Source organism: Limnohabitans sp. T6-5, from assembly GCF_003063315.1.
Classification (GTDB): domain Bacteria; phylum Pseudomonadota; class Gammaproteobacteria; order Burkholderiales; family Burkholderiaceae_C; genus Limnohabitans_A.
The window spans coordinates 624,970-648,533 of sequence record NZ_NERV01000001.1; the positions used below are offsets into that span (position 1 = coordinate 624,970).

At 60.2% G+C, this 23,564-nt stretch carries 20 protein-coding genes and 1 other RNA gene; 10 read left to right on the forward strand and 11 right to left on the reverse strand.

The window, feature by feature from the left end; translation table 11 throughout:
* Positions 1-20: 20 nt before the first annotated feature.
* The 10 genes from B9Z51_RS19050 to ompA form a co-directional block, all read right to left on the reverse strand.
* The gene (locus tag B9Z51_RS19050; protein ID WP_108371521.1) at positions 21-677 is read right to left on the reverse strand and encodes a JAB domain-containing protein; all 657 of its coding nucleotides are present in this window, start codon (positions 675-677) and stop codon (positions 21-23) included.
* A 3-nt stretch (positions 678-680) separates the two neighbouring features.
* Positions 681-986: a hypothetical protein gene (locus B9Z51_RS02620; RefSeq protein WP_108371523.1), complete on the reverse strand. Its 306-nt coding sequence runs from the start codon at positions 984-986 to the stop codon at positions 681-683.
* 3 nt (positions 987-989) lie between these two features.
* Entirely contained in the window at positions 990-1,286 is a 297-nt protein-coding gene (locus B9Z51_RS02625; protein WP_108371525.1) for a hypothetical protein, read from the reverse strand.
* Positions 1,287-1,765: 479 nt separating this feature from the next.
* Positions 1,766-2,263, reverse strand: coding sequence for a hypothetical protein (locus tag B9Z51_RS02630; protein ID WP_199227428.1), 498 nt, complete (start codon positions 2,261-2,263; stop codon positions 1,766-1,768).
* Positions 2,264-2,265: 2 nt separating this feature from the next.
* Positions 2,266-2,577 carry a DUF4258 domain-containing protein gene (locus B9Z51_RS02635; RefSeq protein ID WP_108371526.1) on the reverse strand — a complete coding sequence of 104 codons (312 nt, stop codon included), beginning with the start codon at positions 2,575-2,577 and terminating at the stop codon, positions 2,266-2,268.
* A 728-nt stretch (positions 2,578-3,305) separates the two neighbouring features.
* The gene (locus tag B9Z51_RS02640) at positions 3,306-4,550 is read right to left on the reverse strand and encodes an integrase arm-type DNA-binding domain-containing protein (RefSeq protein WP_108371527.1); all 1,245 of its coding nucleotides are present in this window, start codon (positions 4,548-4,550) and stop codon (positions 3,306-3,308) included.
* 206 nt (positions 4,551-4,756) lie between these two features.
* Positions 4,757-5,131: a transfer-messenger RNA gene (ssrA, locus tag B9Z51_RS02645) on the reverse strand.
* A gap of 13 nt (positions 5,132-5,144) precedes the next feature.
* Positions 5,145-5,810, reverse strand: a complete 666-nt coding sequence (locus tag B9Z51_RS02650) for an HAD-IA family hydrolase (protein ID WP_108371528.1) — start codon at positions 5,808-5,810, stop codon at positions 5,145-5,147.
* A gap of 9 nt (positions 5,811-5,819) precedes the next feature.
* Complete coding sequence (ubiG, locus tag B9Z51_RS02655) at positions 5,820-6,530, reverse strand: bifunctional 2-polyprenyl-6-hydroxyphenol methylase/3-demethylubiquinol 3-O-methyltransferase UbiG (RefSeq protein WP_108371529.1); 711 nt, start codon at positions 6,528-6,530, stop codon at positions 5,820-5,822.
* A 95-nt stretch (positions 6,531-6,625) separates the two neighbouring features.
* Positions 6,626-7,270, reverse strand: coding sequence for an outer membrane protein OmpA (ompA, locus tag B9Z51_RS02660; RefSeq protein WP_108371530.1), 645 nt, complete (start codon positions 7,268-7,270; stop codon positions 6,626-6,628).
* 234 nt (positions 7,271-7,504) lie between these two features.
* Here ompA and gyrA point away from each other — a divergent pair, with 234 nt between their 5' ends.
* The 10 genes from gyrA (at position 7,505) to B9Z51_RS02710 (ending at position 19,559) form a co-directional block, all read left to right on the forward strand.
* Positions 7,505-10,153: a DNA gyrase subunit A gene (gene gyrA / locus B9Z51_RS02665; protein WP_108371532.1), complete on the forward strand. Its 2,649-nt coding sequence runs from the start codon at positions 7,505-7,507 to the stop codon at positions 10,151-10,153.
* A 3-nt stretch (positions 10,154-10,156) separates the two neighbouring features.
* Positions 10,157-11,263: a 3-phosphoserine/phosphohydroxythreonine transaminase gene (serC, locus tag B9Z51_RS02670; RefSeq protein WP_108371534.1), complete on the forward strand. Its 1,107-nt coding sequence runs from the start codon at positions 10,157-10,159 to the stop codon at positions 11,261-11,263.
* A 13-nt stretch (positions 11,264-11,276) separates the two neighbouring features.
* Positions 11,277-12,377, forward strand: a complete 1,101-nt coding sequence (pheA, locus tag B9Z51_RS02675; RefSeq protein ID WP_108371536.1) for a prephenate dehydratase — start codon at positions 11,277-11,279, stop codon at positions 12,375-12,377.
* 7 nt (positions 12,378-12,384) lie between these two features.
* Positions 12,385-13,281 carry a prephenate dehydrogenase/arogenate dehydrogenase family protein gene (locus tag B9Z51_RS02680; RefSeq protein ID WP_233254799.1) on the forward strand — a complete coding sequence of 299 codons (897 nt, stop codon included), beginning with the start codon at positions 12,385-12,387 and terminating at the stop codon, positions 13,279-13,281.
* Between the two features lie 3 nt (positions 13,282-13,284).
* Positions 13,285-15,294, forward strand: a complete 2,010-nt coding sequence (locus tag B9Z51_RS02685) for a bifunctional 3-phosphoshikimate 1-carboxyvinyltransferase/cytidylate kinase (RefSeq protein WP_108371540.1) — start codon at positions 13,285-13,287, stop codon at positions 15,292-15,294.
* 175 nt (positions 15,295-15,469) lie between these two features.
* Positions 15,470-17,149, forward strand: coding sequence for a 30S ribosomal protein S1 (gene rpsA, locus B9Z51_RS02690; RefSeq protein ID WP_108371542.1), 1,680 nt, complete (start codon positions 15,470-15,472; stop codon positions 17,147-17,149).
* A 29-nt stretch (positions 17,150-17,178) separates the two neighbouring features.
* On the forward strand, positions 17,179-17,571 hold the full coding sequence (locus B9Z51_RS02695; RefSeq protein WP_255419286.1) for an integration host factor subunit beta: 393 nt from the start codon (positions 17,179-17,181) through the stop codon (positions 17,569-17,571).
* Positions 17,572-17,703: 132 nt separating this feature from the next.
* Positions 17,704-17,991 (forward strand): lipopolysaccharide assembly LapA domain-containing protein, encoded by a 288-nt coding sequence (locus tag B9Z51_RS02700; RefSeq protein WP_108371546.1) that lies wholly within the window; start codon positions 17,704-17,706, stop codon positions 17,989-17,991.
* Positions 17,981-19,138, forward strand: a complete 1,158-nt coding sequence (lapB, locus tag B9Z51_RS02705; protein WP_108371548.1) for a lipopolysaccharide assembly protein LapB — start codon at positions 17,981-17,983, stop codon at positions 19,136-19,138. The genes B9Z51_RS02700 and lapB overlap by 11 nt, the downstream gene beginning before the upstream one ends.
* A 121-nt stretch (positions 19,139-19,259) precedes the next feature.
* Positions 19,260-19,559: a helix-hairpin-helix domain-containing protein gene (locus tag B9Z51_RS02710; protein WP_108371550.1), complete on the forward strand. Its 300-nt coding sequence runs from the start codon at positions 19,260-19,262 to the stop codon at positions 19,557-19,559.
* 321 nt (positions 19,560-19,880) lie between these two features.
* On the opposite strand, the gene B9Z51_RS02715 is transcribed toward B9Z51_RS02710, so the two are convergent.
* On the reverse strand, positions 19,881-23,552 hold the full coding sequence (locus B9Z51_RS02715) for a hydantoinase B/oxoprolinase family protein (RefSeq protein WP_108371552.1): 3,672 nt from the start codon (positions 23,550-23,552) through the stop codon (positions 19,881-19,883).
* Positions 23,553-23,564 lie beyond the last annotated feature (12 nt).

Sequence of the window (23,564 nt, forward strand, 5' to 3'; positions counted from 1 at the left end):
TTTTGGTTTTATTTGTTCGCTCACATCATCCCCCGTTCAGCCATGGACAACACAGCAGCGCCACCCACAATCATGTGATCCAACACCCGCACGTCAACGAATGAAAGCGCATGTTTCAGCGTTTGGGTCAGGTGTTCATCGGCCCGGCTAGGCTGGGCTGATCCGCTGGGGTGGTTATGCACCAACATCACCGACGCCGCTTCATAGCGCAATGCTGCAATGGCCACTTCGCGGGGGTAAACGCTCGTTTGTGAAAGCGTCCCCACAAACATGACTTCAAAGGCAATCACCGCGTTTTGACTATCCAAGAACAGCACCGCAAACACTTCACGCCGTTCACTGGCCAGGTGCAGCCGCAAATACTGTTTCACCGCATCAGGCGTTGTAAATGCCGCCCCAGGCTGGCGCAGGTAGCCGCCCAAAATGGTCAGGGCCGCATCAATCACAGCGCGTTCATGGTCGGGCATGACAAAGCGGGCAGACAGCACCCCGGGCGCTTCACGATGCACAGGCACCGCACAGCGGGCCGGGCTTTGTCGTGGTGCGCGTTTACGGGGCGTGGGCGGGGTTGCAGTGCCTACCCCTTGCAGGGCGTCAATCAGGGCCGTGGGCGGGCGTTCGCTGGCCTTGCTGGCGCGGCGTGTGGTGTTGGGCGTGGTGGTGGTCTTGATGTTCATCGCTCAACCCTTCACCGTTGGCAAGGTGGCATCAGTCGTGGGTGAATCCAAGTTCATCCAGTGGTTGACGTTCAACGGCTCAAACAGGCCCGGTATCAATGCGTTGCCTGTGATTTCGTTCACCATGCCCATTCGGGAAAGCAGAACATGCAGCGACTGTGCAAGGGCGAAGGTTTCCCGCCCGGTTGACGCAGTGGGAACCTCGTTTTTTTCTTGAATCATTTCCAGCAAAGCTAAGGCCGTGCTGATACCGGCGGCCATGTCGGTGAATCCACCGCCTACCAGGTCAAGGTCAAATGAATGAGCCATGGTTCAACCCTCCAGCGATGCAAAAGCACGAACACCAGCGCCAGCATGTGCAGACGTATGAACAGGCATGTTCAGGCGGTTCAGTGCGCCCAATGCCTGCACAGCTTTGCGGGTTGCGCCAGGGATGTTGGCCGCATTGGATCGCAGGTAATGCAGCGCCATGGACAGGGCGTTTTCTGCCTCTTGATGCGCGGCCATCGTGGCCAGGTTTTCGGCCGTAGTGCTGGCCAAGTCTTGCGGGGTGGTGGTGGGTGTTGCCGTGCTGGGTCGGCGGGTCAAGTGAATGACGTTGGTGGTCATGGTTCAGGCTCCTCTATGAGACTCTAAAACCACTCGCCACGTTTTCAAGCGCAGCGGGTGGACGGGATGTTGAAAACACGGATAGAGCCGTGCGCCGGGCGTTGCCGCTTCGGCCATCCCGCCCAAAAGCAAAGCCCCCGCCGCCGTGGCGTGGGCATGTTCAGACGTGACAAAACCTCACTATCGGGGAGGTTGCGCCGCTCTATCAAAAGGTGTTTTCAAGCACCGGCCCCGGTCAGGGGTTTGGGCGATTATGTCACGGGGTGGGGCGTGGGTGTCAAGGGCTAGGGCTTGAAGGGGTGGGCGGGCCGCATCGGTCCGGGCACAGGTAGACACTGCACCAGGTCAAGGGCAAGCGGCCACACTGCAAGACACAGGGCCGCAGGGGCCGGGCAATCCGGGGCCACCAGATCGGACGAAAACAACAAGCACCGACAGACAAAAACCGCCCGTGGGCGGTTTGTTGCGGGGGGTGCGGGTCAGGCTGCAAGGGGTTTGCGTTTGGCCCGTGGCGTGGTGCGTGTGGTGGTTCGTGCAGGTTTGGCCGTGGCCTCTGTGCTGGCCCGCCAGCCTTTGGCCGTCTCGCTCAGGGTCACGGTGAATCGTTCGGATTCATTCAGGGCCGTGACGATGTTTTTAACCTGTTCGTGTCCGTTGGTGTGGGCCGTGTAAAACAGGCGAATCATAGAGTCTGCCATTTTGGGCACCCGCCCGGTTTTCTCCCACAGGGCCACGGCCTGCCCGCTAACCCCCAGCATTTGCCCTAGGCTGGGCTGGGACAACATGAGGCCGTTTCGCAGGTAGCGGAATTCGGCGCCGGTCAGCTTGGATGGTTTCTTGGTCAAGGCCGTGCAAATGGTTTGCGTCAAGCCTTCCAGGTCATCAATCGCCATCGCTTCACCATAGGGTGTTTTTTGCACCCGGTAGCCGTTGGCCAGCCGCACATTTTGTAAGCCCCCGTCTGTGTAGTGGTACATGTTCATTCTCCAATCAATAACGCAGTGACAACAATTCCAGCCCCGGCGCTGGCATCTTCCAGCGCCAGCACAACCCCAATGTTTCGCCCTGTAATGGCCCGCTCCATGCGGCATAGGGTATGGCCGGTTTTTATGTCCGGCTCAGGCTCTCGCCGTATCACGCCCCGCTGCAAAACCTCCAGCACTTGGAGCCGTGTGATTTGCCGCTCTCGCATCCGTGCCAGTGCGTGGCGCGTGAAAAACACACTGCCGCTTTCAACGGACAAATGCCGTATCAGCGTCTCCCATTGGTTTTTTGTTGGCTTGCGTGGCATATAAAAATTATAGGTTACTCAGGCAGTATGAACGGCTGGGCATGTCTGGCAGGGTCTTTACTTTGCCCACAGGGCCGGGCAAGGCCAGCACCCAGCCGCTGGCGCTGGCCACCGCAAACACACAGGCAGGCAAGCCACACCCAACGGGTCAGCAGCGCCGCCGATAAGGGGGCAAAGGGGGGCACTTTTCGCGGCCATTTCCGGGGCCGTGCGTTCGCGTCCGTTGGCGGGGCATCGAATACCGCACCAGGGCAAACAGCAAAGCACCGGGGGCACCGTGCAGGCGTGTGGACAGCCGCACCGCCAACACCGCCCGAAAACGTCAAAACCATGGGCGGGCCGTTGCTCACTGGAACAAAACACCAAAACCGGGCACCAGCGCCAGCGATTCAGGCGGGCAAGGCAAAAACCAGCGAAGGCAAGGGGCGAAGGCAGGCGAAAAAAGGGGCCGAATATATGTGAATGAGTAAATTTTTTTCACATACTGATACTGTCCCGGCTTTGTCCCCGTTTTGTCCCCGTTTTGTCCCCGTTTTGTCCCCGTTTTGTCCCCGCACCTCAAACCGCTGCAAACCCGCATCAATCCTCACTTCCTCCAATTTGTCCCCGCTGTCCCCGCACTTTTAGAAACTAGCAGCCGGTAAAAAAAGGTGAAAACACTGTTCACACGCCTGCACGGGCGTAAAAAAACCGCCTCGGTGGGCGGTTCGGCCGGTCGCTGGGGCGGGTCATGCGGCCCTGTGCGTGGCCAGGTCGATCACGTTGCCATCGGTCAGCCGGTCCACGTAGTCGGCCCATAGCTGCACCTGTTCAAACCGTTTTTTGATGTATTGGGTCCGGTTGTAGCTTCGCCCGTTGGCATCCTTCACGGCATGGGCAAGGTTCGCTTCAATGGCCAGGTGATCGGCGTCCAGTTCATCTACCAGCATGGTGCGGGCGCTGGCCCTGAAGCCGTGCCAGGTCTGCTCCTTGCCAAACCCCAGCGCATACAGAGCGCTTCTCACTGAGTTGTCAGACAGCGGGCGGTCATGGCTTCGCTCACCCGGGAAAACGTATTTCCCGTGGCCGGTCAGGGGTTGCAGGTCACGCAGCAGGGCCACCGCTTGCGAAGGCAAGGGCACCACATGGGGTAAGCCGTGTTCCTTGTCTTTTTTGGTGCGCTTCATCTTGGCGCTGGGGATCGTCCACAGGGCTGCATCCAGGTCAAGTTCTACCCATTCCATTTCACGCAGGTTGCCGGGGCGTTGGTACAGCAGCGGGGCCAGTTGCAGGGCCGTGCGAACCAATGGCCCGCCCTTGTATGCCCGGATAGCCCGCATCAGTTCACCAAAGCGGCCCGGCTCAGTGATCGCTGCAAAGTGGCCTTTGACCCGGGGTGTCAATCGGGCCTTCAAGCCCTCGGTTATGTTGCGGTATTGGGGCGGGGCCATGGGCAACCAGTGCGTAAAGACCTGCCCCGCCGTGTCCAGGACTCGCCGGGCCGCTTCCATCGCGCCCCGTTCTTCCACCTTTTTAACGGCCTGCATCAATTCCATGGGGTGAATCTCGGTCATCAGCTTGGCACCAATGAAGGGGAACAGGTCTTTTTCCAGATTGCGAAGTGATCGGGTAGCGTGGCTTGGACTCCAACTTGGGGTTTGCAGTTTGAACCACTCCAAAGCAATCGCCTTGAAGGTGTCGCCCTCAGGGTTTGCCGCTTTGAGCTTTTCCAGCTTCCTCGCCTGCACCGGGTCAACCCCTTGCCCCTTGATCGCCTTTGCAGCGTCCCGGGCCTTGCGGGCCGCTGCAACACTGACAGCCGGGTAAGACCCCAGCGCCATGCGCCCTTCTTTCCCGTCTTGGTAGGTTTTCCAAAACCATCGCTTTGATCCAGCGGGGGAGACTTCCAGGTAAAGCCCCCCGGCATCGGTCAGGCGAAGGCGTTTTTTGTCAGCGGGGCAAAGTGCGTTTTTGCATTCGGCATCGGTCAGCATCGGGGGAATTCCTCAGGCGTCAGGGGTTAGAACCGGGGAACATTTTCCGATTTTCTCGGCTTTGCCCCGGTTGTTCCCCGCTATGTTCCCCGGTTTGGTCTTGGCTGTCAACGAACCCTAATGAACGTCCTTGCACTGTAAACCCTTGATTTCCCAAAGAAAAAGGGCGTTTACTGGATGCCAGTAAACGCCCTTGGATTTGCATATGGTGGAGCTGGGGGGATTTGAACCCCCGTCCACAAGCCTTCTTCGTACAGTTCTACATGTGTAGTCGTCTGATTTGGATCTCGCCGTGTGCGTCGCGCAGCGACACGCTACGCACCCAGCCAGCACCCTTTTTTCTCACACCATCCCAAGGTACCCGAGGTGATGCCAGCCCATATGTTTTCCCTTGCAGTTAGGAAGTCTTGCGACCCCCTAACCCAGCCTATCGGCCAACTGTTGCAAGGCTCACCGGATTAAGCGGCGAGTGCGAAACGTTCGTCGTTTGCAGTTAGTTTTTTTCTGCGGTTTTACGAGGTAACAGAACCTCGACATGCCCTGCCACGCGTCCGAACCCATGTCGAAACCAGTGCAGCCCCTGAACTTTCCATTTTAGGCGCTATGGAGGTATTTCAAGAGGTCGATCGGAAAATCAATGTGTAAATGGGCGTTCCAAGAGGAAATATCCGTCTGTTGCCCCAAATAACCATAGCTTGCTGCCACCGTGCCCATGCCTGCCGCCAAACCGGCGATGATGTCGCGTTCGTCATCTCCCACGTAGATGCAGCGTGCAGGGTCCACAGACAAACGGCGGGCTGCTTCAAACAAGGGCTCGGGATGCGGCTTGGCGTGGGGCGTGGAGTTGCCACTGACAATCGCTCGCGCCGTTGAGAACAAGGGCATGGCGGCAGTCAAAGGATCCGTGAATCGGCTGGATTTGTTGGTGACAACACCCCATGACAAGCCTCGCGCGACCAAGGCATTGATCAAGTTCACCACGCCATCAAAGATGCGGGTGCGCTCGGTCATGCAGTTTTCGTAATTGACGAAAAACTCTTCTTTCATGGCATCGAAATCGGGGTGATCCGGTGTCATGCCAAAGGCCAGGCCAATCATGCCTCGCGCCCCAGCACCAGCCATGTGCCGGTAGTGAGCCAGTGGAAAAGACGACAAGCCGCGATCAGTGCGCATTTTGTCCACGGCTGCACCCAAATCAGGCGCACTGTCGATGAGTGTGCCATCCAGGTCAAACAAGACGGCTTCAACGTGGTGAAACATGTCTGCTCCTCAAGCCTTGCGGCAAGCCATCAGGTAATTGACGCGGGTATCTGAGGTCAGGCTGTAACGCCGCGTGAAAGGGTTGTATCCCATGCCCTTGAAACCTTTTATATCCAAGCCCGCGTCGCGCGCCCAATTGGCCAATTCGCTGGGCTTGATCATGCGCGCAAACTCATGTGTGCCCCTTGGTAAAAGTTTGAGGATGTATTCAGCACCCACTATGGCAAAAAGAAATGACTTGGGGTTGCGGTTGAGGGTCGAAAAAAAGACCCAACCACCGGGCTTGACCATTTGCACGCAGGCGGTCACCACCGAAGCTGGATCGGGCACATGCTCCAGCATCTCCATGCAAGTGACAACATCGAACTGTTCAGTTTTTTCGGCCGCCAGCGCTTCGGCACTGATCTCGCGGTATTGGACACCGACCGTGCCAGCCTCTAGCGCATGCAATTGCGCCACTTTGAGCGACTTGGTGGCCAGATCAATGCCCATCACCTGCGCACCTTTGCGGGCCATGGCATCCGCCAAAATGCCACCACCGCAACCAACATCCACGACATTCAAGCCTGACAGCGGCACCTGGCTATTGATCCAATCCAAGCGCAGGGGATTAATCTGGTGCAAGGGACGAAATTCGCTTTCTGGATCCCACCAGCGGTGGGCCAAATCGGAAAACTTGGCCAATTCGGCGGGATCGACATTGTTTGCTGCGTGATTCATGGAATGAGATTGTGATGCAAGCACTCATGCATCAAGGCGAATCACCATAAAAAAAGCCCCATCGCTGGGGCTTTTTGCTTCACGTGAACTGTGAATCAGTTGGCGCGAGTGCCCACCACTTCGATTTCAACGCGGCGGTTTTTGGCGCGGCCGGCAGAAGTCTTGTTGTCAGCAACAGGCTGCTTCTCGCCCTTGCCTTCGGTGTAAACGCGGTTTTTCTCGATGCCTTTGGACACCAAGTAAGCCTTCACAGCGTCAGCGCGCTTGACAGACAGCTTCTGGTTGTAAGCATCGGAGCCCACGGAGTCGGTGTGACCCACGGCGATGATGACTTCCAGGTTGATGCCTTTGACCTTGCCGACCAGATCGTCCAGCTTGGCTTTGCCTTCAGGCTTGAGAGCCGACTTGTCGAAGTCAAAGAAAGCGTCAGCAGCGTAAGTCACCTTAGTGGCAGCAGCAGGAACAACAGCGGCAGCAGGAGCTTGAGCTTTTGGTGCGGGAGCAGCGGATGCAGCTGGAGCGGGTGCAGGAGCGGCTTTAGGAGCGACGATAGCGCCGTCGCAACCAGCAGCTGCAGTTGCAGGTGTCCAGTTGGCATCACGCCAGCACAGTTCTTGTGTGCCGTTTTTCCAAACCAGGTCACCGGAACCATTGCGCCAGTTGTCAACGGATTGAGCGCTGGCCACGGTTGCGAGAGCTGCGGAGGCCAACAACATTGCCACTTTGCTGAGTTTTTTCATGTTCTTCCTCTTGAGAGATAAAGCCGCAGACTCGCTGCGAAAAATTACGGATCGAGTGACCGTCACCCGATTCGTTACTAATAATTGTGCCATAGACAAGGGGCGCGATAGTGAAATGACCCACACACGAGCCTTCCTTCGCTCGGAATGTATGACAATTGTTGCAAGTAAGCGACACCCAGTTGCACCTAAAATCTCTTCTTTACTCCGCCTCTCACCTCTCCTTCTGAATATATGACCCAGTTCGCCAAAGAAACACTGCCCATCAGTCTGGAAGAGGAAATGCGGCGCAGCTACCTCGATTACGCCATGAGCGTGATCGTGGGCCGGGCACTGCCAGATGCCAGGGATGGCTTGAAGCCTGTTCACCGCCGCGCCTTGTTCGCCATGCACGAATTGAACAACGACTGGAACCGCCCTTACAAGAAGTCTGCACGTATCGTCGGTGACGTGATCGGTAAATATCACCCTCACGGCGACCAGTCGGTGTACGACACCATTGTGCGCATGGCGCAAGATTTCTCGATGCGCCACATGCTGGTGGACGGCCAGGGCAACTTCGGCTCGGTGGACGGTGACAACGCGGCGGCCATGCGTTACACAGAAATCCGCCTGGCCAAGATCGCTCACGAGATGCTGGGTGACATCGACAAGGAAACCGTTGACTTCGGCCCCAACTACGACGGCTCGGAAAAAGAACCCCTGGTGCTGCCCTCGCGCCTGCCCAACTTGCTGATCAACGGCTCGGGCGGTATTGCCGTGGGCATGGCCACCAACATCCCGCCGCACAACCTCAACGAAGTGGTGGACGCCTGCCTGCACATGCTGCGCAATCCAGACGCGTCCATTGACGAGTTGATGGAAATCATCCCGGCACCCGACTTCCCGACCGCCGGCATCATCTATGGCATCACCGGCGTCAAGGACGGCTACCGCACGGGCCGTGGCCGTGTGGTCATGCGCGCCAAGTGCCACTTTGAAGACATTGACAAGGGCCAGCGCCAGTCCATCATCGTTGACGAGCTTCCCTACCAAGTGAACAAAAAGACACTGCTCGAGCGCATTGCCGAGCTGGTGCACGAAAAGAAAATCGAGGGCATCAGCCACATCCAGGACGAATCGGATAAATCCGGCATGCGCGTGGTGATCGAGCTCAAGCGCGGTGAAGTGCCTGAGGTGGTACTGAACAACTTGTACAAGCAGACCCAGCTGCAAGACACCTTCGGCATGAACATGGTGGCCCTGATCGACGGCCAGCCCAAGCTGTGCAACCTGAAAGACCTGATCCAGGTCTTCTTGCAGCACCGCCGAGAAGTGGTCACGCGTCGCACCGTGTTCGAACTGCGCAAGGCCCGCGACCGCGGCCACGTGCTGGAAGGCTTGGCCGTAGCGCTGGCCAACATTGACGACTTCATCGCCATCATCCGCAATGCGCCTACGCCCCCCGTGGCCAAAGTCGAGTTGATGAACCGCGCCTGGGACAGCCAAATGGTGCGCACCATGCTCACTCGTGCCCGTGAGGACGGATCGACCATCAACGCCGACGACTACCGCCCAGAAGGCCTGGAGCGTGAATACGGTTTGAACCAGGAAGGCCTGTACCGCCTGTCCGACACCCAAGCGCAAGAAATCCTGCAAATGCGTTTGCAGCGCCTGACCGGTCTGGAACAAGACAAGATCGTTGCCGAATACAAAGAAGTCATGGCCGAGATCGAAGACCTGCTGGACATTCTGGCCAAGCCCGAGCGTGTGTCCACCATCATTGGTGACGAGTTGGGCACGGTGCGCCAGGAATTCGGCCAGACCAAGATCGGTGCTCGTCGCAGCGAGATCGAGCACAACGCACAAGACCTGGCCACAGAAGACCTGATCACACCCACCGACATGGTGGTCACGCTCTCGCACAGCGGCTACATCAAGAGCCAACCCCTGTCCGAGTACCGATCGCAAAAACGCGGCGGCCGTGGCAAGCAAGCTGCGGCCACCAAAGAAGACGACTGGATCGACCAGCTGTTCATCGCCAACACGCACGACTATTTGCTGTGCTTCTCGAACCGGGGCCGCTTGTACTGGCTCAAGGTGTGGGAAGTGCCGGCCGGCTCACGCGGCTCACGCGGTCGCCCCATCGTCAACATGTTCCCGCTGCAAGACGGTGAAAAGATCAACGTTGTGCTGGCCCTGACAGGCGAAATGCGCAACTTCCCAGCCGATCATTACGTGTTCATGGGCACCTCCATGGGCACGGTCAAGAAGACATCGCTTGACGAGTTCAACAACCCACGCAAGGGCGGCATCATTGCGGTCAACCTGGACGAAGGCGACTTTTTGATTGGTGCAGCGCTGACCGACGGCAAGCACGATGTGATGCTGTTCAGCGATGGTGGCAAAGCCGTGCGCTTTGACGAAAACGATGTGCGCCCATTGGGCCGCAGCGCGCGCGGCGTGCGCGGCATGATGATCGAAGATCACCAGAGTGTGATTGCCATGCTGGTGGCCGGAGACGAAACGCAAAGCGTGCTGACTGCCACCGAAAACGGGTATGGAAAGCGCACATCCATTGTCGAATACACCCGCCACGGCCGTGGCACCAAGGGCATGATCGCCATCCAGCAATCCGAGCGCAACGGCAAAGTCGTCGCCGCCACCTTGGTGCATGCCGACGACGAAATCATGCTGATCACCGACACCGGCGTGTTGGTGCGCACCCGTGTCTCGGAAATCCGCGAACTGGGCCGCGCCACACAAGGCGTTACCCTGATTGGCCTGGACGAGGGCGCCAAGCTGTCGGGCCTGCAACGCATCGTTGAAAACGATGCCAATGCAAACGACGGCGAAACCGACGCTCAAGACAGCACAGACGACAACACCCCCACTGCGGAATAAGGCATGAGCCGAGCTTTCAATTTCTCGGCCGGTCCGGCCGTCATGCCCGAAGAGGTCTTGCAACAAGCCGCAGCAGAAATGCTCGACTGGCATGATGCACAAGGCCGTTCCTCTGGCATGAGCGTGATGGAAATGAGCCACCGCGGCAAGGAATTCATCAGCATCTACGAGCAGGCCGAAGCCGACCTGCGCGAGCTGCTGGCCGTGCCTGCGAACTTCAAGATCCTGTTCATGCAAGGCGGCGGCCTGGCCGAAAACGCCATCGTGCCGCTGAACCTGTCGCAAGGCGGGGCGATGGACTTTGTGCTGACCGGCAGCTGGAGCCAAAAATCTCTCCAAGAAGCGGGCAAGTACGGCACAGCCCGTGTGGCCGCAACAGCCCAGGCCGATGGCTTCACCTCACTGCCCTCGCCCGCAAGCTGGCACATCGGCGCAGACAGCCGTTATGTGCACATCTGCGGCAACGAGACCATCCACGGCGTGGAATTTCATGAACTGCCTGACCTGAAAGCTTTGGGTTGCGATGCGCCTTTGGTCGTCGACTTTTCATCGCATGTGGCCTCGCGCCTGGTGGACTGGTCCCGCGTGGGCCTGGCCTTTGGCGGTGCTCAAAAGAACCTGGGCCCCGCTGGCCTGACCTTGGTCATCGTGCGCGAAGACCTGATCGGCCTCGCCCTGCCTCACTGCCCCAGCGCCTTTGACTACAAGCTGGTGGCTGACAACCAGTCGATGTACAACACGCCACCCACCTACAGCATTTACATCGCTGGCCTGGTGTTCCAATGGCTCAAAAAGCATGGCGGCATCGCGGCCATGGAACAACGCAACATCGCCAAAGCACAGCTGCTGTACGACTGCCTGGACAACTCGGCGCTGTACGTGAACAAAGTCGACAAGGCCTGCCGCTCGCGCATGAACGTGCCCTTCTTCCTGCGCGATGAATCCCGCAACGACGCCTTCCTGGCAGGGGCCAAAGCACGCGGCTTGCTGCAGCTCAAGGGCCACAAGTCGGTCGGTGGCATGCGTGCCAGCATTTACAACGCCATGCCTCTTGAGGGCGTGCGAGCGCTGGTGAACTACCTGCGCGAATTTGAAAAAACACAGGCTTAACGCCCCCTGGACCATGAGCCAACAACCTATCCAGTCCGAAGCGCTGGGCGCTTTGCGGGTGCAAATCGACTCGCTGGACAAGCAACTGCTGCAACTGCTCAACGACCGCGCCAAAGTGGCAGAAAAAGTGGGCGAAATCAAGCGCGCCGAAGGCTCGCCCTTCTTTCGCCCCGACCGCGTGGCGCAAGTCATCGACAAGATCACCCAAACCAACCCCGGCCCGCTCAAGAATGAACACGTCGCCTCCATCTGGCGCGAGATCATGTCAGCTTGCCTGGCGCTGGAAGCGCCACAGCGCGTGGCCGTGCTGGGGCCCCAAGGCACGTTTTGCGAGCAAGCGGCGATTGAGTTTTTTGGCAGCGCCGCCAACCTGATTTATTGCGCCAACTTCGACGAAGTTTTCCACGCCACTGCGGCTGGCTCCGCCCAATATGGCGTGGTCGGCATGGAAAACTCCACCGAAGGCGTGGTGGCCCGCTCGCTCGATTTGTTCTTGCGCTCGCCTGTGCATGTGGTGGGCGAAGTCAGCTTGCAAGTGCGCTTCAATCTGCTGCGCCAGCTCAACTCCGATGCAGGCATCGAAGTCGTCATGGCTCACCCTCAGGCCTTGGCCCAATGCCAAGGCTGGCTGTCCAAGCACCTGCCGCATGTGGAGCGCCGCGCGGTGTCGAGCAACGCTGAAGGCGCCCGCTTGGCTGCCTCCAACCCCGCCTGGGCCGCTTTGGCCAGCGAACGCGCCGCCAGCCAATTTGGCTTGCACATCGTGCACCACGCCATCCAGGACGAAGCCTTCAACCGTACACGCTTCGCGGTGATTGCTTTACCGCAAACCCTGGCCACACCACCCGCCTCGGGTAAAGACTGCACCAGCCTCGTGGTGTCGGTGCCCAACCGCCCGGGTGCCGTGCACGACCTGTTGGTGCCACTCAAAAACAACGGCGTGTCCATGACCCGCTTTGAGTCGCGTCCTGCCAAATCGGGCCAGTGGGAGTACTACTTCTATATCGACCTGCAAGGCCACATCAGCGAGCCACATGTGGCCGCCGCTTTGCAAGAGTTGCAAGGCTTGTGCGCGTTTTACAAGGTGCTGGGTTCTTTCCCTGTGCCCGAGTGAGCCCACAGTGAAGATCCAACGCTTGGCCCTGATCGGCTGCGGCCTGATGGGCGGCTCGTTTGCGCTCGCCTTGCGCAAGGCCGGTCTGGTGCAAACCATCGCTGGCTTCAGCGCGTCTGAAAAAACACGCCAACGCGCACTGGAACTGAAGGTCATCGACCAGGCTTGCACCAGCGTGGCCGAAGCCGTGCAAGGCGCTGATTTGGTTTTGCTGGCCGTGCCCGTGGGCGCGATGCCAAGCAGCTTTGCCGCCATGCGCGATGTGCTGGCACCGAGCGCCTTGCTGATGGACGTGGGCTCCACCAAATGCGATGTGATTGCAGCAGCACTTGCCACCTTGGGCGATCGCCTGAGCTGCTTCGTGCCCGCCCACCCGATTGCAGGCAAAGAAGTCGCGGGCATCGAGCATGCCGAGGCCACGCTTTACACAGAGCGCCGCACCATCCTCACGCCGCTGCCCAAAACCGGCATCCGCAAAATGCAGGCCGCGCACGATGTGTGGATGGCCATCGGCAGCCATGTCAGCAACATGACCCCCGAGGCACACGACGCCACGTTTGCCGCTGTCAGCCATCTGCCCCACATGCTGGCTTTTGCCGCGGTCAATGCTTTGACAGCGCAAACCCAAGGGGCTGCATTTCTGGAAATGGCAGGCCCGGGCTTCCGGGATTTCTCGCGCATCGCCGCCTCAGATGCATCGGTGTGGCGTGACATTTTGAGTGCCAACCATGCCGAGGTGCTCACGCAAGTGGCGCACTTCCGTGCGGCCCTCGATCAATTTGAAACCGCCCTGAAACAAGGGGACACCGCCGCGCTGCAACACCTGATTCAACAAGCCAGCGATGTGCGCTCGGCCTGGACACTGCAAGCGGGCAACGCTTGCAACAAAGCCTCTGAAGACTGAACGATGTTCTCCACCGCCTTCCTCGACCTTCCTGCGCTGCAAGGCGCGTCCGGCACTGTCACCCTGCCTGGCTCCAAAAGCATTTCCAACCGCGTGTTGCTGCTCTCGGCCTTGTGCCAAGGTACGACCGTGGTGCACGACCTGCTGGACTCGGACGACACCCGCGTGATGCTGGCCGCGCTGCGCCAACTGGGCTGCGGCGTTGAGGTGGCAGGCACCACGGTGACCATCACCGGCTTGGGTGGTCGCGCCTGGCCTGCAGAGGCGATCGAGTTTTTCATGGGCAACGCGGGCACGGCCATGCGTCCGCTCACGGCGGCACTGGCTGTGCAGGGCGGCGACTTCACGCTCAAGGGCGTGCCCCGCATGCACGAGCGCCCGATTGGTGACCTGGTGAACGCGCTGCGAGAGCTGGGCTGTGCCATCGACTACTTGGGCAACGCGGGCTACCCACCGCTGCGGGTACGCCAACCCACACTCCGGCTCGACAAACCCATTCCCGTGCGCGGTGATGTGTCCAGCCAGTTCCTCACCGCGCTGCTGATGGCCCTACCGCTGGCTGCGCAGGACCGTGCCATCACCATCGAGGTCGTGGGCGAACTCATCAGCAAGCCCTACATTGAGATCACGCTGAACCTGCTGGCGCGCTACGGCATCGCTGTGGAACGCCAAGGCTGGGAACGCTTTGTCATCCCGGCAGGCAGCCGCTACCAGTCGCCGGGCACGATCCACGTCGAAGCCGATGCATCCTCGGCCAGCTACTTCATCGCTTTAGGTGCCATCGCCGCAGGTGATCCATCCAAAGGCGCGCAAGGCAACGGCATCCGCATTCAGGGCGTGGGCGCCGACTCGATCCAAGGCGACATCCGATTCATGGACGCTGCCGCCCAAATGGGCGCAAAAATCACCAGCGGCCCCAACTGGCTGGAGATTCAGCGCGGCGCATGGCCGCTCAAAGGCATCACGCTCGACTGCAACCACATTCCCGATGCGGCCATGACGCTGGCCGTGATGGCGCTTTACGCCGACGGCCCGACCACGCTGCGCAACATCGCCAGCTGGCGCGTGAAGGAAACCGACCGCATCGCGGCCATGGCCACCGAAAGCCGCAAGCTTGGCGCCACCGTCGAAGAAGGCCCGGATTGGATCACCATCCACCCGCTCCCCGCAGGCCAGTGGCAACGCGCCAGCATCCACACCTACGACGACCACCGCGTGGCCATGTGTTTCTCGCTGGCCGCTTTCAACGCCGACCAGGTGCCGGTGCGCATCGAAGACCCCAAGTGCGTGGCCAAGACCTTCCCCGATTACTTCGAGGCCTTGTTCTCGGTAGCCCACACCAGCGCCCAAAACATCCCGGTCATCTGCATCGACGGCCCCACGGCCTCGGGCAAGGGCACGCTGGCCAGCCGCGTGGCCGCAGCTTTGGGTTACCACTACCTGGACTCGGGTGCGCTCTACCGCGTGACTGCCCATGCCGCGTTGCAAGCGGGCCTCACACTGGAGGCCGCCGATGAAGCAAAGATTGCCGATCTCGCCCGCCGTCTGCCCGTGCGCTTTGAAGGCGAGCAAGTGCTGCTGGACAATGTGGACGTGACCGACGCCATCCGCAGCGAGCAAGGCGGCATGAACGCTTCCAAGGTGTCCGTATTGCCCGCCGTGCGCGAGGCCCTGGTCGATCTGCAGCACAGCTTCCAGCGCCTGCCGGGCCTGCTGGCCGATGGCCGCGACATGGGCACCGTGATCTTCCCGAACGCCCCTTTGAAAGTGTTTTTGACCGCCAGCGCTGCCCAAAGGGCCGAAAGACGGCATAAGCAATTGATTTCTAAGGGTTTTTCGGCTAATATCGACAGTCTTCGCGCAGATTTGGAAGCGCGTGACGCCCGGGACATGTCCCGCAGTGTGTCGCCCCTCCAGCCCGCGCAAGATGCCTTGCAACTGGACAACTCCAGCCTCTCCATCGACGCTTCGGTGGCGCAGGTTCTGGACTGGTGGCAAGGCAAGAGCCGCTGACCTGTCAGCGGCTCAAAAGTAGTCCACACCGCTCCCTTCCGTGCCGACAGGCACACCGGCAGTGTGGGTTGTTCAACCTGACCGCGGTTCACTCCGCAAAACCAATCGCCACAGTCAGCTCCTGGAAACGACGCATTCCGCGCTCGTCAGTCCTGTTTGTGGATGAGGAAATCACATGTCTGAATCTTTTGCCGCCCTCTTTGAGGAATCCCTGCAACGTACCGAAATGCGCCCTGGTGAAGTCATCACCGCTGAAGTGGTGCGCATCGAACACAACTTCGTGGTTGTCAACGCCGGTCTCAAGTCCGAGTCCTACGTGCCCCTCGAAGAGTTCAAGAACGACCAGGGTGAAGTCGAAGTCCAGGTCGGCGACTTTGTCTCGGTGGCCATCGGCTCCATCGAAAACGGCTACGGCGACACCATCCTGTCGCGCGACACCGCCAAGCGTCTGGCTTCCTGGATGTCTTTGGAAAAAGCCCTGGAATCCGGCGAATTCGTCACTGGCGTGACCAGCGGCAAAGTCAAAGGTGGCCTGACCGTGTTGGTCAACGGCATCCGCGCTTTCTTGCCCGGCTCTTTGGTCGACACACGTCCTACCAAAGACCTGTCTCCCTATGAGAACAAGACCCTGGAATTCAAGGTCATCAAGCTCGACCGCAAGCGCAACAACGTCGTGTTGTCACGCCGCGCTGTGGTGGAAGCCTCCATGGGCGAAGAGCGCGCCAAGCTGATGGAAACATTGCGCGAAGGCTCCATCGTTCACGGTGTGGTCAAGAACATCACCGAATACGGTGCATTCGTGGACTTGGGCGGCATCGACGGCCTGTTGCACATCACCGACATGGCATGGCGCCGTGTCCGTCACCCTTCCGAAGTGGTCACGGCTGGTCAAGAAATCACTGCCAAAATCCTCAAGTTCGACACCGAGAAAAACCGCGTGTCCTTGGGCCTCAAGCAAATGGGCGACGACCCTTGGATGGGCGTGAACCGCCGCTACCCACAGGGCACCCGCATGTTCGGCAAGATCACCAACATCGCCGACTACGGCGCGTTTGTGGAACTCGAGCCAGGCATCGAAGGCTTGGTGCACGTGTCTGAAATGGACTGGACCAACAAGAACGTGGCACCTTCCAAGATCGTCGCTCTGGGTGACGAAGTCGAAGTCATGGTCCTCGAGATCGACGAAGACAAGCGCCGCATCAGCTTGGGCATGAAGCAGTGCCGTGCCAACCCATGGCAAGAGTTCGCTCAAAACACCAAGCGCGGCGACCGCGTCAAGGGCCCGATCAAGTCGATCACCGACTTCGGCGTGTTCGTGGGTCTGGCTGCCGGCATCGACGGTCTGGTGCACTTGTCTGACCTGTCCTGGAACGAGTCTGGCGAAAACGCCGTGCGCGAATTCAAGAAGGGTCAAGAAGTCGAGGCTTTGGTCTTGGCTGTGGACGTGGACCGCGAGCGCATCAGCTTGGGCATCAAACAGCTCGACTCCGATCCTTTCACCACCTTCACATCCATCAACGACAAAGGCCAGACCGTCACCGGTAAGGTCAAGACCGTGGATGCCAAGGGCGCTGAAATCGACTTGGGCGAAGACATCGTGGGTTACCTGCGCGTGTCCGAAATCTCGCGTGACCGCGTGGAAGACGCCAGCCACGTCCTGAAAGTCGGCGACGAAGTGACGGCTGTCGTGGTGAACGTGGATCGCAAGACCCGCAACATCCAGTTGTCCATCAAAGCCAAGGACCAAGCTGACCAGCAAGAAGCCATGGCTTCGCTGTCGCAGCAATCCAAGACTGAGAATGCTGGCACCACCAGCCTGGGCGCTTTGTTGCGTGCCAAGCTGGACAACAACTGATGTAAAGGTCAGGCGTTAGGCGTTCAGCGTTGAGCGGCAAGCCGGGTTTTCCGGCTTGTTCAGCTCAACGCTCAACGCCCTACGCTCAACGCCCAACGCACATGACCCGCTCCGATCTGGTTGAAGAACTTGCAGCGCGTTTCGCGCAACTGACCCACCGTGACGCCGAATTGGCCGTCAAAACGGTGCTCGATGCCATGAGCGACGCCCTGGCCAAAGGCCACCGCATCGAAATTCGCGGCTTCGGCAGCTTCTCCATCAACCGTCGCCCGCCCCGTGTCGGACGCAACCCCCGCTCGGGCGAAAGCGTTCAAATTCCCGAAAAACGGGTTCCCCATTTCAAACCCGGCAAAGCTCTTCGCGAAGCCGTGGATGCAGGCACTGCTGCCGCCACCCAGGCATCGCCCCCAAGCGCGTCGTAAATCGCAGGCCGAAGCCCCCATTCGATGCGGGCGCCACCCAAGACGTGGCCCAGATCACCCAAGCTGCCCATCGATCCTGCCAGCCGCTCCCAGGTGCGCCGTTAGAATGCTTGCAACGTCCCGAGGTCATTCATGAAACGTCTGCTCAGGCTGCTTCAGTGGCTACTGAAAGCAGCTGTTTTTTTCACCCTGTTTGCTTTTGCGCTGAACAACCAGCAAGAAACACGCGTGAACTTCTTTTTCGGCACTTTTTGGGCCGCCCCCACCGTGCTGGTGGTGTTGTCGGCGTTCAGCCTGGGTGTGGTGATTGGCGTGCTGGGCATGGTGCCGCGCTGGTGGCGTCACCGCCAGGCTGCGCGCCAACAATTGAACCCCACCGCCAGCCCAGCGCCCACCCCCGAGGTACCCCGTGGAACTTGATCTGACCTGGATTTTGCTGGGACTGCCCGCCGCATTTGCTTTGGGCTGGGTGGCCTCCAGACTGGATTTGCGCCAAATGCGCATCGCCAACCGCCAAGCCCCTCGCGCTTATTTCAAAGGACTCAATTACCTGCTCAATGAACAGCAGGACCAGGCCATCGATGCCTTCATTGAAGCCGTCCAAAACGACCCCGACACCTCCGAGCTGCACTTTGCCTTGGGCAATCTGTTTCGCCGCCGGGGCGAATACGACCGTGCGGTGCGCGTTCACGAACATCTGATCTCCCGCGGTGACTTGAACACTGCTGACCGGCAACGCGCCCAGCACGGTTTGGCCCTCGATTTTCTGAAAGCCGGTCTGCTCGACCGCGCCGAAGAAGCCCTGCGCAAGCTCGAAGGCACCAGCTACGAAGGTCAGGCCCGACTGGCGCGCCTGGCCATCTACGAACGCTCACGCGAATGGCCTGAAGCGGCCAACGTGGCCCGCTTGCTTGAAAACTCGGGGGAAGCCAACTTCGGCGTGCGCATGTCGCATTACCAATGCGAACAAGCCCGTGAAGCAGTGCAACAAGGCGACTCGGCCAAAGCATTGGCCATCCTGAGCCAAACCCTTCGCACCACCCCGGACGCTCCCAGACCACGCATCTTGCTGGGTCAACTGCAGTTGGCGCAAGGGCAAGCCCAAGCCGCTTACGACACCCTGGCCCCTCTGTTTGAGCGCTCGGATGTCGCGGCCCCGCTGGCCGCGGCCAGCCTGGCCAAAGCCGCGCAAGCCGCCCAGCAAACCCGCCCAGCACTTAAATTGCTGAGCACCCACTACCAGCGCCAGCCCGGCATGGATGTGCTCGAAGCCATCACCACCTTGCAAGCCAATGACCCGGCAGGCGCCGCAACAGCGCAACAACACTATCTCGACCACCTGCAAAAACAGCCCTCACTGATGGCCGCCACACGCTGGCTGACGGGCCAAAGCAGTAATGCCCATCCCTTGCCCGCCCCGGTGCAAAAAGCCCTGGAACAAGCCATCCGGCCCCTGGCCCGTTACCGCTGCGCGGCCTGCGGCTTTGAAGCCAAAGAGCACTTTTGGCATTGCCCGGGCTGCCAGGCCTGGGACAGCTACCCGCCCAGACGCATCGAAGAGCTGTGACACCCGCTTGAAACAAGTTGTTTCAAGTGATGCGTCCTCCCCCCTGCACGGCAGACCGGCTGGCGGCCCACAATGGCTGGCGCTGCAACGGGTTGCAGCCACCACCAAGGGAGAAAAGCAGATGATCAAAAAGATCGCCACCGCCGTCGCCACCCTGATGCTGGCAGGCATCGCCTGGGCACAAGTGGATTTGAACAAAGCCACAGAAATTGAACTTGACGGCTTGAAAGGCGTCGGCCCCACCTTGACCCGCGAGGTCATGACCGAGCGGAAAAAAGCCCCGTTTCGGGATTGGCCAGACGTGATGCAGCGCGTCAAGGGCATCGGCCCCAAAAAAGCCGCCAGCCTCTCAGAGCAAGGGGTTCGGGTGCAAGGCCAGGGCTATGCCCAGGCTCCTGCCAGCGCTGCGCCAAGGCGCTGAATTGGGCAACGTCGGACTCTGCGAGTGCCGACCTACAGGTACGTGCTTTGTAGGTCGGTGGTCGAAGACCCCGACATGGGTGTGCAGGGAGCTCGAGCCCCTGCAAGCAGTGAAGGTGTTCAGGGAGATGTCGGACTCTTCGAGTACCGACCTACAGGACATATCGTTGTAGGTCGGCGGTCGAAGACCCCGACATGGGTGTGCGGAGAGCCCGAGCCCATGCAAGCGGTGTAATTGATCAGGGAGATGTCGGACCCTGCGAGTGACGAGCTACAGGTACGTGCATTTGTTGGTTGGTGGTCGAAGACTCCGGCGTTGATGTCAACCTTGCTCAAGTTCGCCAAACCCACCACCGCCGGGCGTGTGAATCTCAAATACATCGCCCTCCTGCATCTCCACCTGGCCAATGTGACCCAGCTCTTGCACGCTGCCATCGACGCGCACAACCCGGTTGATGCCCGGCAGGCCGCTGTGACCGCCTGCCATGCCAAAGGCCGGATGGATGCGCCCGTTGGACAAAATGCCCGCCGTCATCGGCTCCAGAAAGCGCACGCGCCGCACACCGCCGTCACCGCCGTGCCAGCGCCCCGCGCCGCCTGAGCCCTGGCGAATTGCGTAACTTTCCAGCCGCACCGGAAAGCGGAACTCCAGCACCTCGGGGTCCGTGAGGCGTGAATTGGTCATGTGGGTTTGCACCACCGAAGTGCCGTCAAAACCACCCACCAGTTGGCCCTGCGCATCAAAGCGCCCACCCGCGCCACTGCCACCCGAAATGGTTTCGTAGTACTGCACCCGCGCATTGCCGAAGGTGAAGTTGTTCATGGTCGGCTGGCTGCCCGCCATCACGCCCAAAGCGCCAAACAGCGCGTTGGTGATGCAGGTCGAGGTTTCCACATTGCCCGCCACCACCGAAGCCGGGGGGTTGGGGTTGAGCATGGAGCCCTGGGGAATGGTGACCTTGAGCGGCTTCAAGCAACCGGCGTTCAAAGGAATGTCATCGTCCACCAGGCTGCGGAACACATACAGGACGGCTGCCATGCACACCGCACGCGGCGCGTTGAAGTTGTTGGGCAGCTGGGCGCTGGTGCCGGTGAAATCGATCTCGGCCGTGCGCTCGGCGGCATTCACGCGCACCGCCACCTGGATCTGCGCGCCGTTGTCCAGCGGCAAAGTGAATGAGCCGTCTTTGAGGCGTGTGATGACGCGGCGTACCGATTCTTCGGCGTTGTCCTGCACATGGCGCATGTAGGCCTGCACCACATCCAAGCCAAACTGCTCAACCATGCGGCGCAGCTCCTGCACGCCTTTTTCGTTGGCGGCAATCTGCGCCTTCAGGTCGGCCATGTTCTGCGCAGGGTTGCGCGAGGGGTATTCACCGCTTTGCAGCAGCGCCACCATCTCGGCCTCGCGCAGGTGTCCGGCATCGACCAGCTTGACGTTGTCGATCTGCACGCCCTCTTCTTCAATGCGCGTGGAAAACGGTGGCATGGAGCCGGGCGTCAAGCCACCCACATCGGCGTGGTGCCCGCGTGAGCCCACATAAAACACCGGCTCGGCGTGGCCATCTAAATACACCGGCGTGATGACGGTGATGTCTGGCAAATGCGTGCCGCCGTGGTACGGGTCGTTCAGCACAAACACATCGCCCGGCTGCATGCGGCCTTGGTTCTCCTGAATGACGGTCTGGATGCTCTCGCCCATCGAGCCCAAATGCACCGGCATGTGCGGTGCGTTGGCGATCAAATGCCCCTCGGCGCTGAACAAGGCGCAAGAGAAGTCCAGCCGCTCTTTGATGTTGACCGAATAGGCTGTGTTTTGCAGCTGCAGCCCCATTTGCTCGGCGATGTTCATGAACAGGTTGTTGAAGACCTCCAGCAGCACCGGGTCGGCCTGCGTGCCTGCGGCGTGTTGCACCGCCCGCGCTTGCACGCGCACAAGCAGCAAATGGTCCAGCGCGGTCAGGCGCGCTTGCCAACCGGCTTCCACCACGGTGGTGGCATTCTTTTCGGCAATGATGGCGGGGCCGTCGATCACGTCGCCGGGGCGCATGTCTTCACGCACCACCAGCGCCGCGTTTTGCCACTGGGCCACACCTTGCGCGTTAGCGGCGTAGACCTGCACCGTGTCGCGGCACGGCACATCGCGCTGTGGGTGCACGGCCAACACCGCTTCTTCGGGCGCATCGCCGGGCAACACGGCCTCGACCGACACGGCTTCAACCACCAAGGCCTTGCCCTGCATCAAGTAGGCAAAGCGCTGACGGTACGCCGCCTCAAAACCGGCCACCAATTGGGCTTGATCGTCCCAAGGCACCACCAACGCCGAGTCGGTGCCTTCGTAGCGCAAATGCGCGCGTTGGCGCAGCTCAATGCGGTTGGCACCTCCGACATCCACGCCCATTTGCGCCAGCAAGGCTTGGCGCGAGGTCTCGCCCAAAGCCTGCAAACGCTCGGCCATGTAGGGCATGGCGGCCGCATCCAAGCGCCGCTCAATCGATTCTTCGCGCATCACGTTCTGGTCGGCCAAGCCCATGCCGTAGGCCGAGAGCACACCCGCCAGCGGATGCACCAGCACCTGCGACATGCCCAGTGCATCGGCCACCAGACAAGCGTGCTGCCCACCCGCGCCGCCAAAGCACTGCAAGGTGTAGCGCGTCACATCGTAGCCCCGCGCCACCGAGATTTTCTTGATCGCATTGGCCATCTGCTGCACCGCGATCTGGATGAAACCATGCGCCACATCTTCAGCAGCACGCCCGGTTTGAGCGGCCAGTTTTGCAAAATGCCCACGCACCACCTCGGCGTCCAGCGGCTGGTTGGCTTCTGGACCAAACACCGACGGGAAAAACTTGGGCTGCACCTTGCCCACCATCACGTTCGCATCGGTCACGGCCAACGGCCCGCCGCGTCGGTAACTGGCGGGCCCCGGGTTGGCCCCCGCGCTTTGCGGTCCCACCCGAAAACGCGCACCGTCATAGGCCAGCAAAGACCCGCCGCCTGCGGCCACAGTGTGAATGCTCATCATCGGGGCGCGCATGCGCACACCGGCCACCTGCGTTTCAAACTCGCGCTCGAACTGTCCGGCAAAGTGCGACACATCGGTGGACGTGCCACCCATGTCAAAACCAATCACCTTGTCGTGCCCCGCCAGCTGTGCCGTGCGGGCCATGCCCACAATGCCGCCCGCCGGGCCGCTCAAAATCGCATCCTTGCCCGCGAACACCTGAGCGTCCGTCAGGCCGCCCGAGGACTGCATGAACATGAGCTTCACACCCGGCATCTCGCTGGCCACCTGGTTCACATAGCGTCCCAAAATCGGTGACAAATACGCATCCACCACCGTGGTGTCGCCACGGCTGACCAGCTTCATCATCGGGCTGGTCTGGTGTGAAGTGCTGACCTGCGTGAAACCCACTTCACGCGCCAAACGCGCAGCAACTTGCTCGTGCGCGGTGTGCCGCCAGCCGTGCATGAACACGATGGCGACCGAGCGCACACCTTGGACGTGCCAGTGCATCAATTGGGTGCGCAAATGGGCTTCGTCCAAAGGCTGCAAGACCTCGCCATCCACCGACACACGCTCTTGCGCCTCCACCACCGCGCTGTAAAGCAACTCGGGCAGGATGATCTGGCGGTCAAACAAACGTGGACGATTTTGGTAAGCAATGCGCAGCGCATCGCCAAAGCCTTGGGTGGTGACCAACAACGTTGGCTCGCCCTTGCGCTCCAACAAGGCGTTGGTGGCCACGGTGGTGCCCATCTTCACGCATTCCACCTGCTCTGGCGTGACCGGCTCACCGGGCTTCAGGCCCAGCAAATGGCGGATGCCCGCCACCGCCGCGTCGCGGTATTGCTCGGGGTTTTCGCTCAGCAATTTGTGCGTGACCAATGTGCCGTCCGGGCGCTTGCCGACCACGTCGGTGAAGGTACCGCCCCGGTCAATCCAGAACTGCCAACGGTTTTTGCCCGGGGAGGGGTTGCTTGCTTCGCTCATCTCTGGCCTCTG

Excerpts from the sequence above, each read along its gene's own strand:
- gyrA (WP_108371532.1), top strand. The coding sequence starts at position 7,505 with ATGACCCAGTTCGCCAAAGAAACACTGCCCATCAGTCTGGAAGAGGAA.
- B9Z51_RS02625 (WP_108371525.1), bottom strand. The coding sequence starts at position 1,286 with ATGACCACCAACGTCATTCACTTGACCCGCCGACCCAGCACGGCAACA.
- B9Z51_RS02715 (WP_108371552.1), bottom strand. The coding sequence starts at position 23,552 with ATGAGCGAAGCAAGCAACCCCTCCCCGGGCAAAAACCGTTGGCAGTTC.
- B9Z51_RS19050 (WP_108371521.1), bottom strand. The coding sequence starts at position 677 with ATGAACATCAAGACCACCACCACGCCCAACACCACACGCCGCGCCAGC.
- pheA (WP_108371536.1), top strand. The coding sequence starts at position 11,277 with ATGAGCCAACAACCTATCCAGTCCGAAGCGCTGGGCGCTTTGCGGGTG.
- ubiG (WP_108371529.1), bottom strand. The coding sequence starts at position 6,530 with ATGAATCACGCAGCAAACAATGTCGATCCCGCCGAATTGGCCAAGTTT.
- serC (WP_108371534.1), top strand. The coding sequence starts at position 10,157 with ATGAGCCGAGCTTTCAATTTCTCGGCCGGTCCGGCCGTCATGCCCGAA.
- B9Z51_RS02630 (WP_199227428.1), bottom strand. The coding sequence starts at position 2,263 with ATGTACCACTACACAGACGGGGGCTTACAAAATGTGCGGCTGGCCAAC.
- rpsA (WP_108371542.1), top strand. The coding sequence starts at position 15,470 with ATGTCTGAATCTTTTGCCGCCCTCTTTGAGGAATCCCTGCAACGTACC.
- B9Z51_RS02635 (WP_108371526.1), bottom strand. The coding sequence starts at position 2,577 with ATGCCACGCAAGCCAACAAAAAACCAATGGGAGACGCTGATACGGCAT.
- B9Z51_RS02640 (WP_108371527.1), bottom strand. The coding sequence starts at position 4,550 with ATGCTGACCGATGCCGAATGCAAAAACGCACTTTGCCCCGCTGACAAA.
- B9Z51_RS02700 (WP_108371546.1), top strand. The coding sequence starts at position 17,704 with ATGAAACGTCTGCTCAGGCTGCTTCAGTGGCTACTGAAAGCAGCTGTT.
- B9Z51_RS02710 (WP_108371550.1), top strand. The coding sequence starts at position 19,260 with ATGATCAAAAAGATCGCCACCGCCGTCGCCACCCTGATGCTGGCAGGC.
- B9Z51_RS02620 (WP_108371523.1), bottom strand. The coding sequence starts at position 986 with ATGGCTCATTCATTTGACCTTGACCTGGTAGGCGGTGGATTCACCGAC.
- B9Z51_RS02685 (WP_108371540.1), top strand. The coding sequence starts at position 13,285 with ATGTTCTCCACCGCCTTCCTCGACCTTCCTGCGCTGCAAGGCGCGTCC.
- B9Z51_RS02650 (WP_108371528.1), bottom strand. The coding sequence starts at position 5,810 with ATGTTTCACCACGTTGAAGCCGTCTTGTTTGACCTGGATGGCACACTC.
- ompA (WP_108371530.1), bottom strand. The coding sequence starts at position 7,270 with ATGAAAAAACTCAGCAAAGTGGCAATGTTGTTGGCCTCCGCAGCTCTC.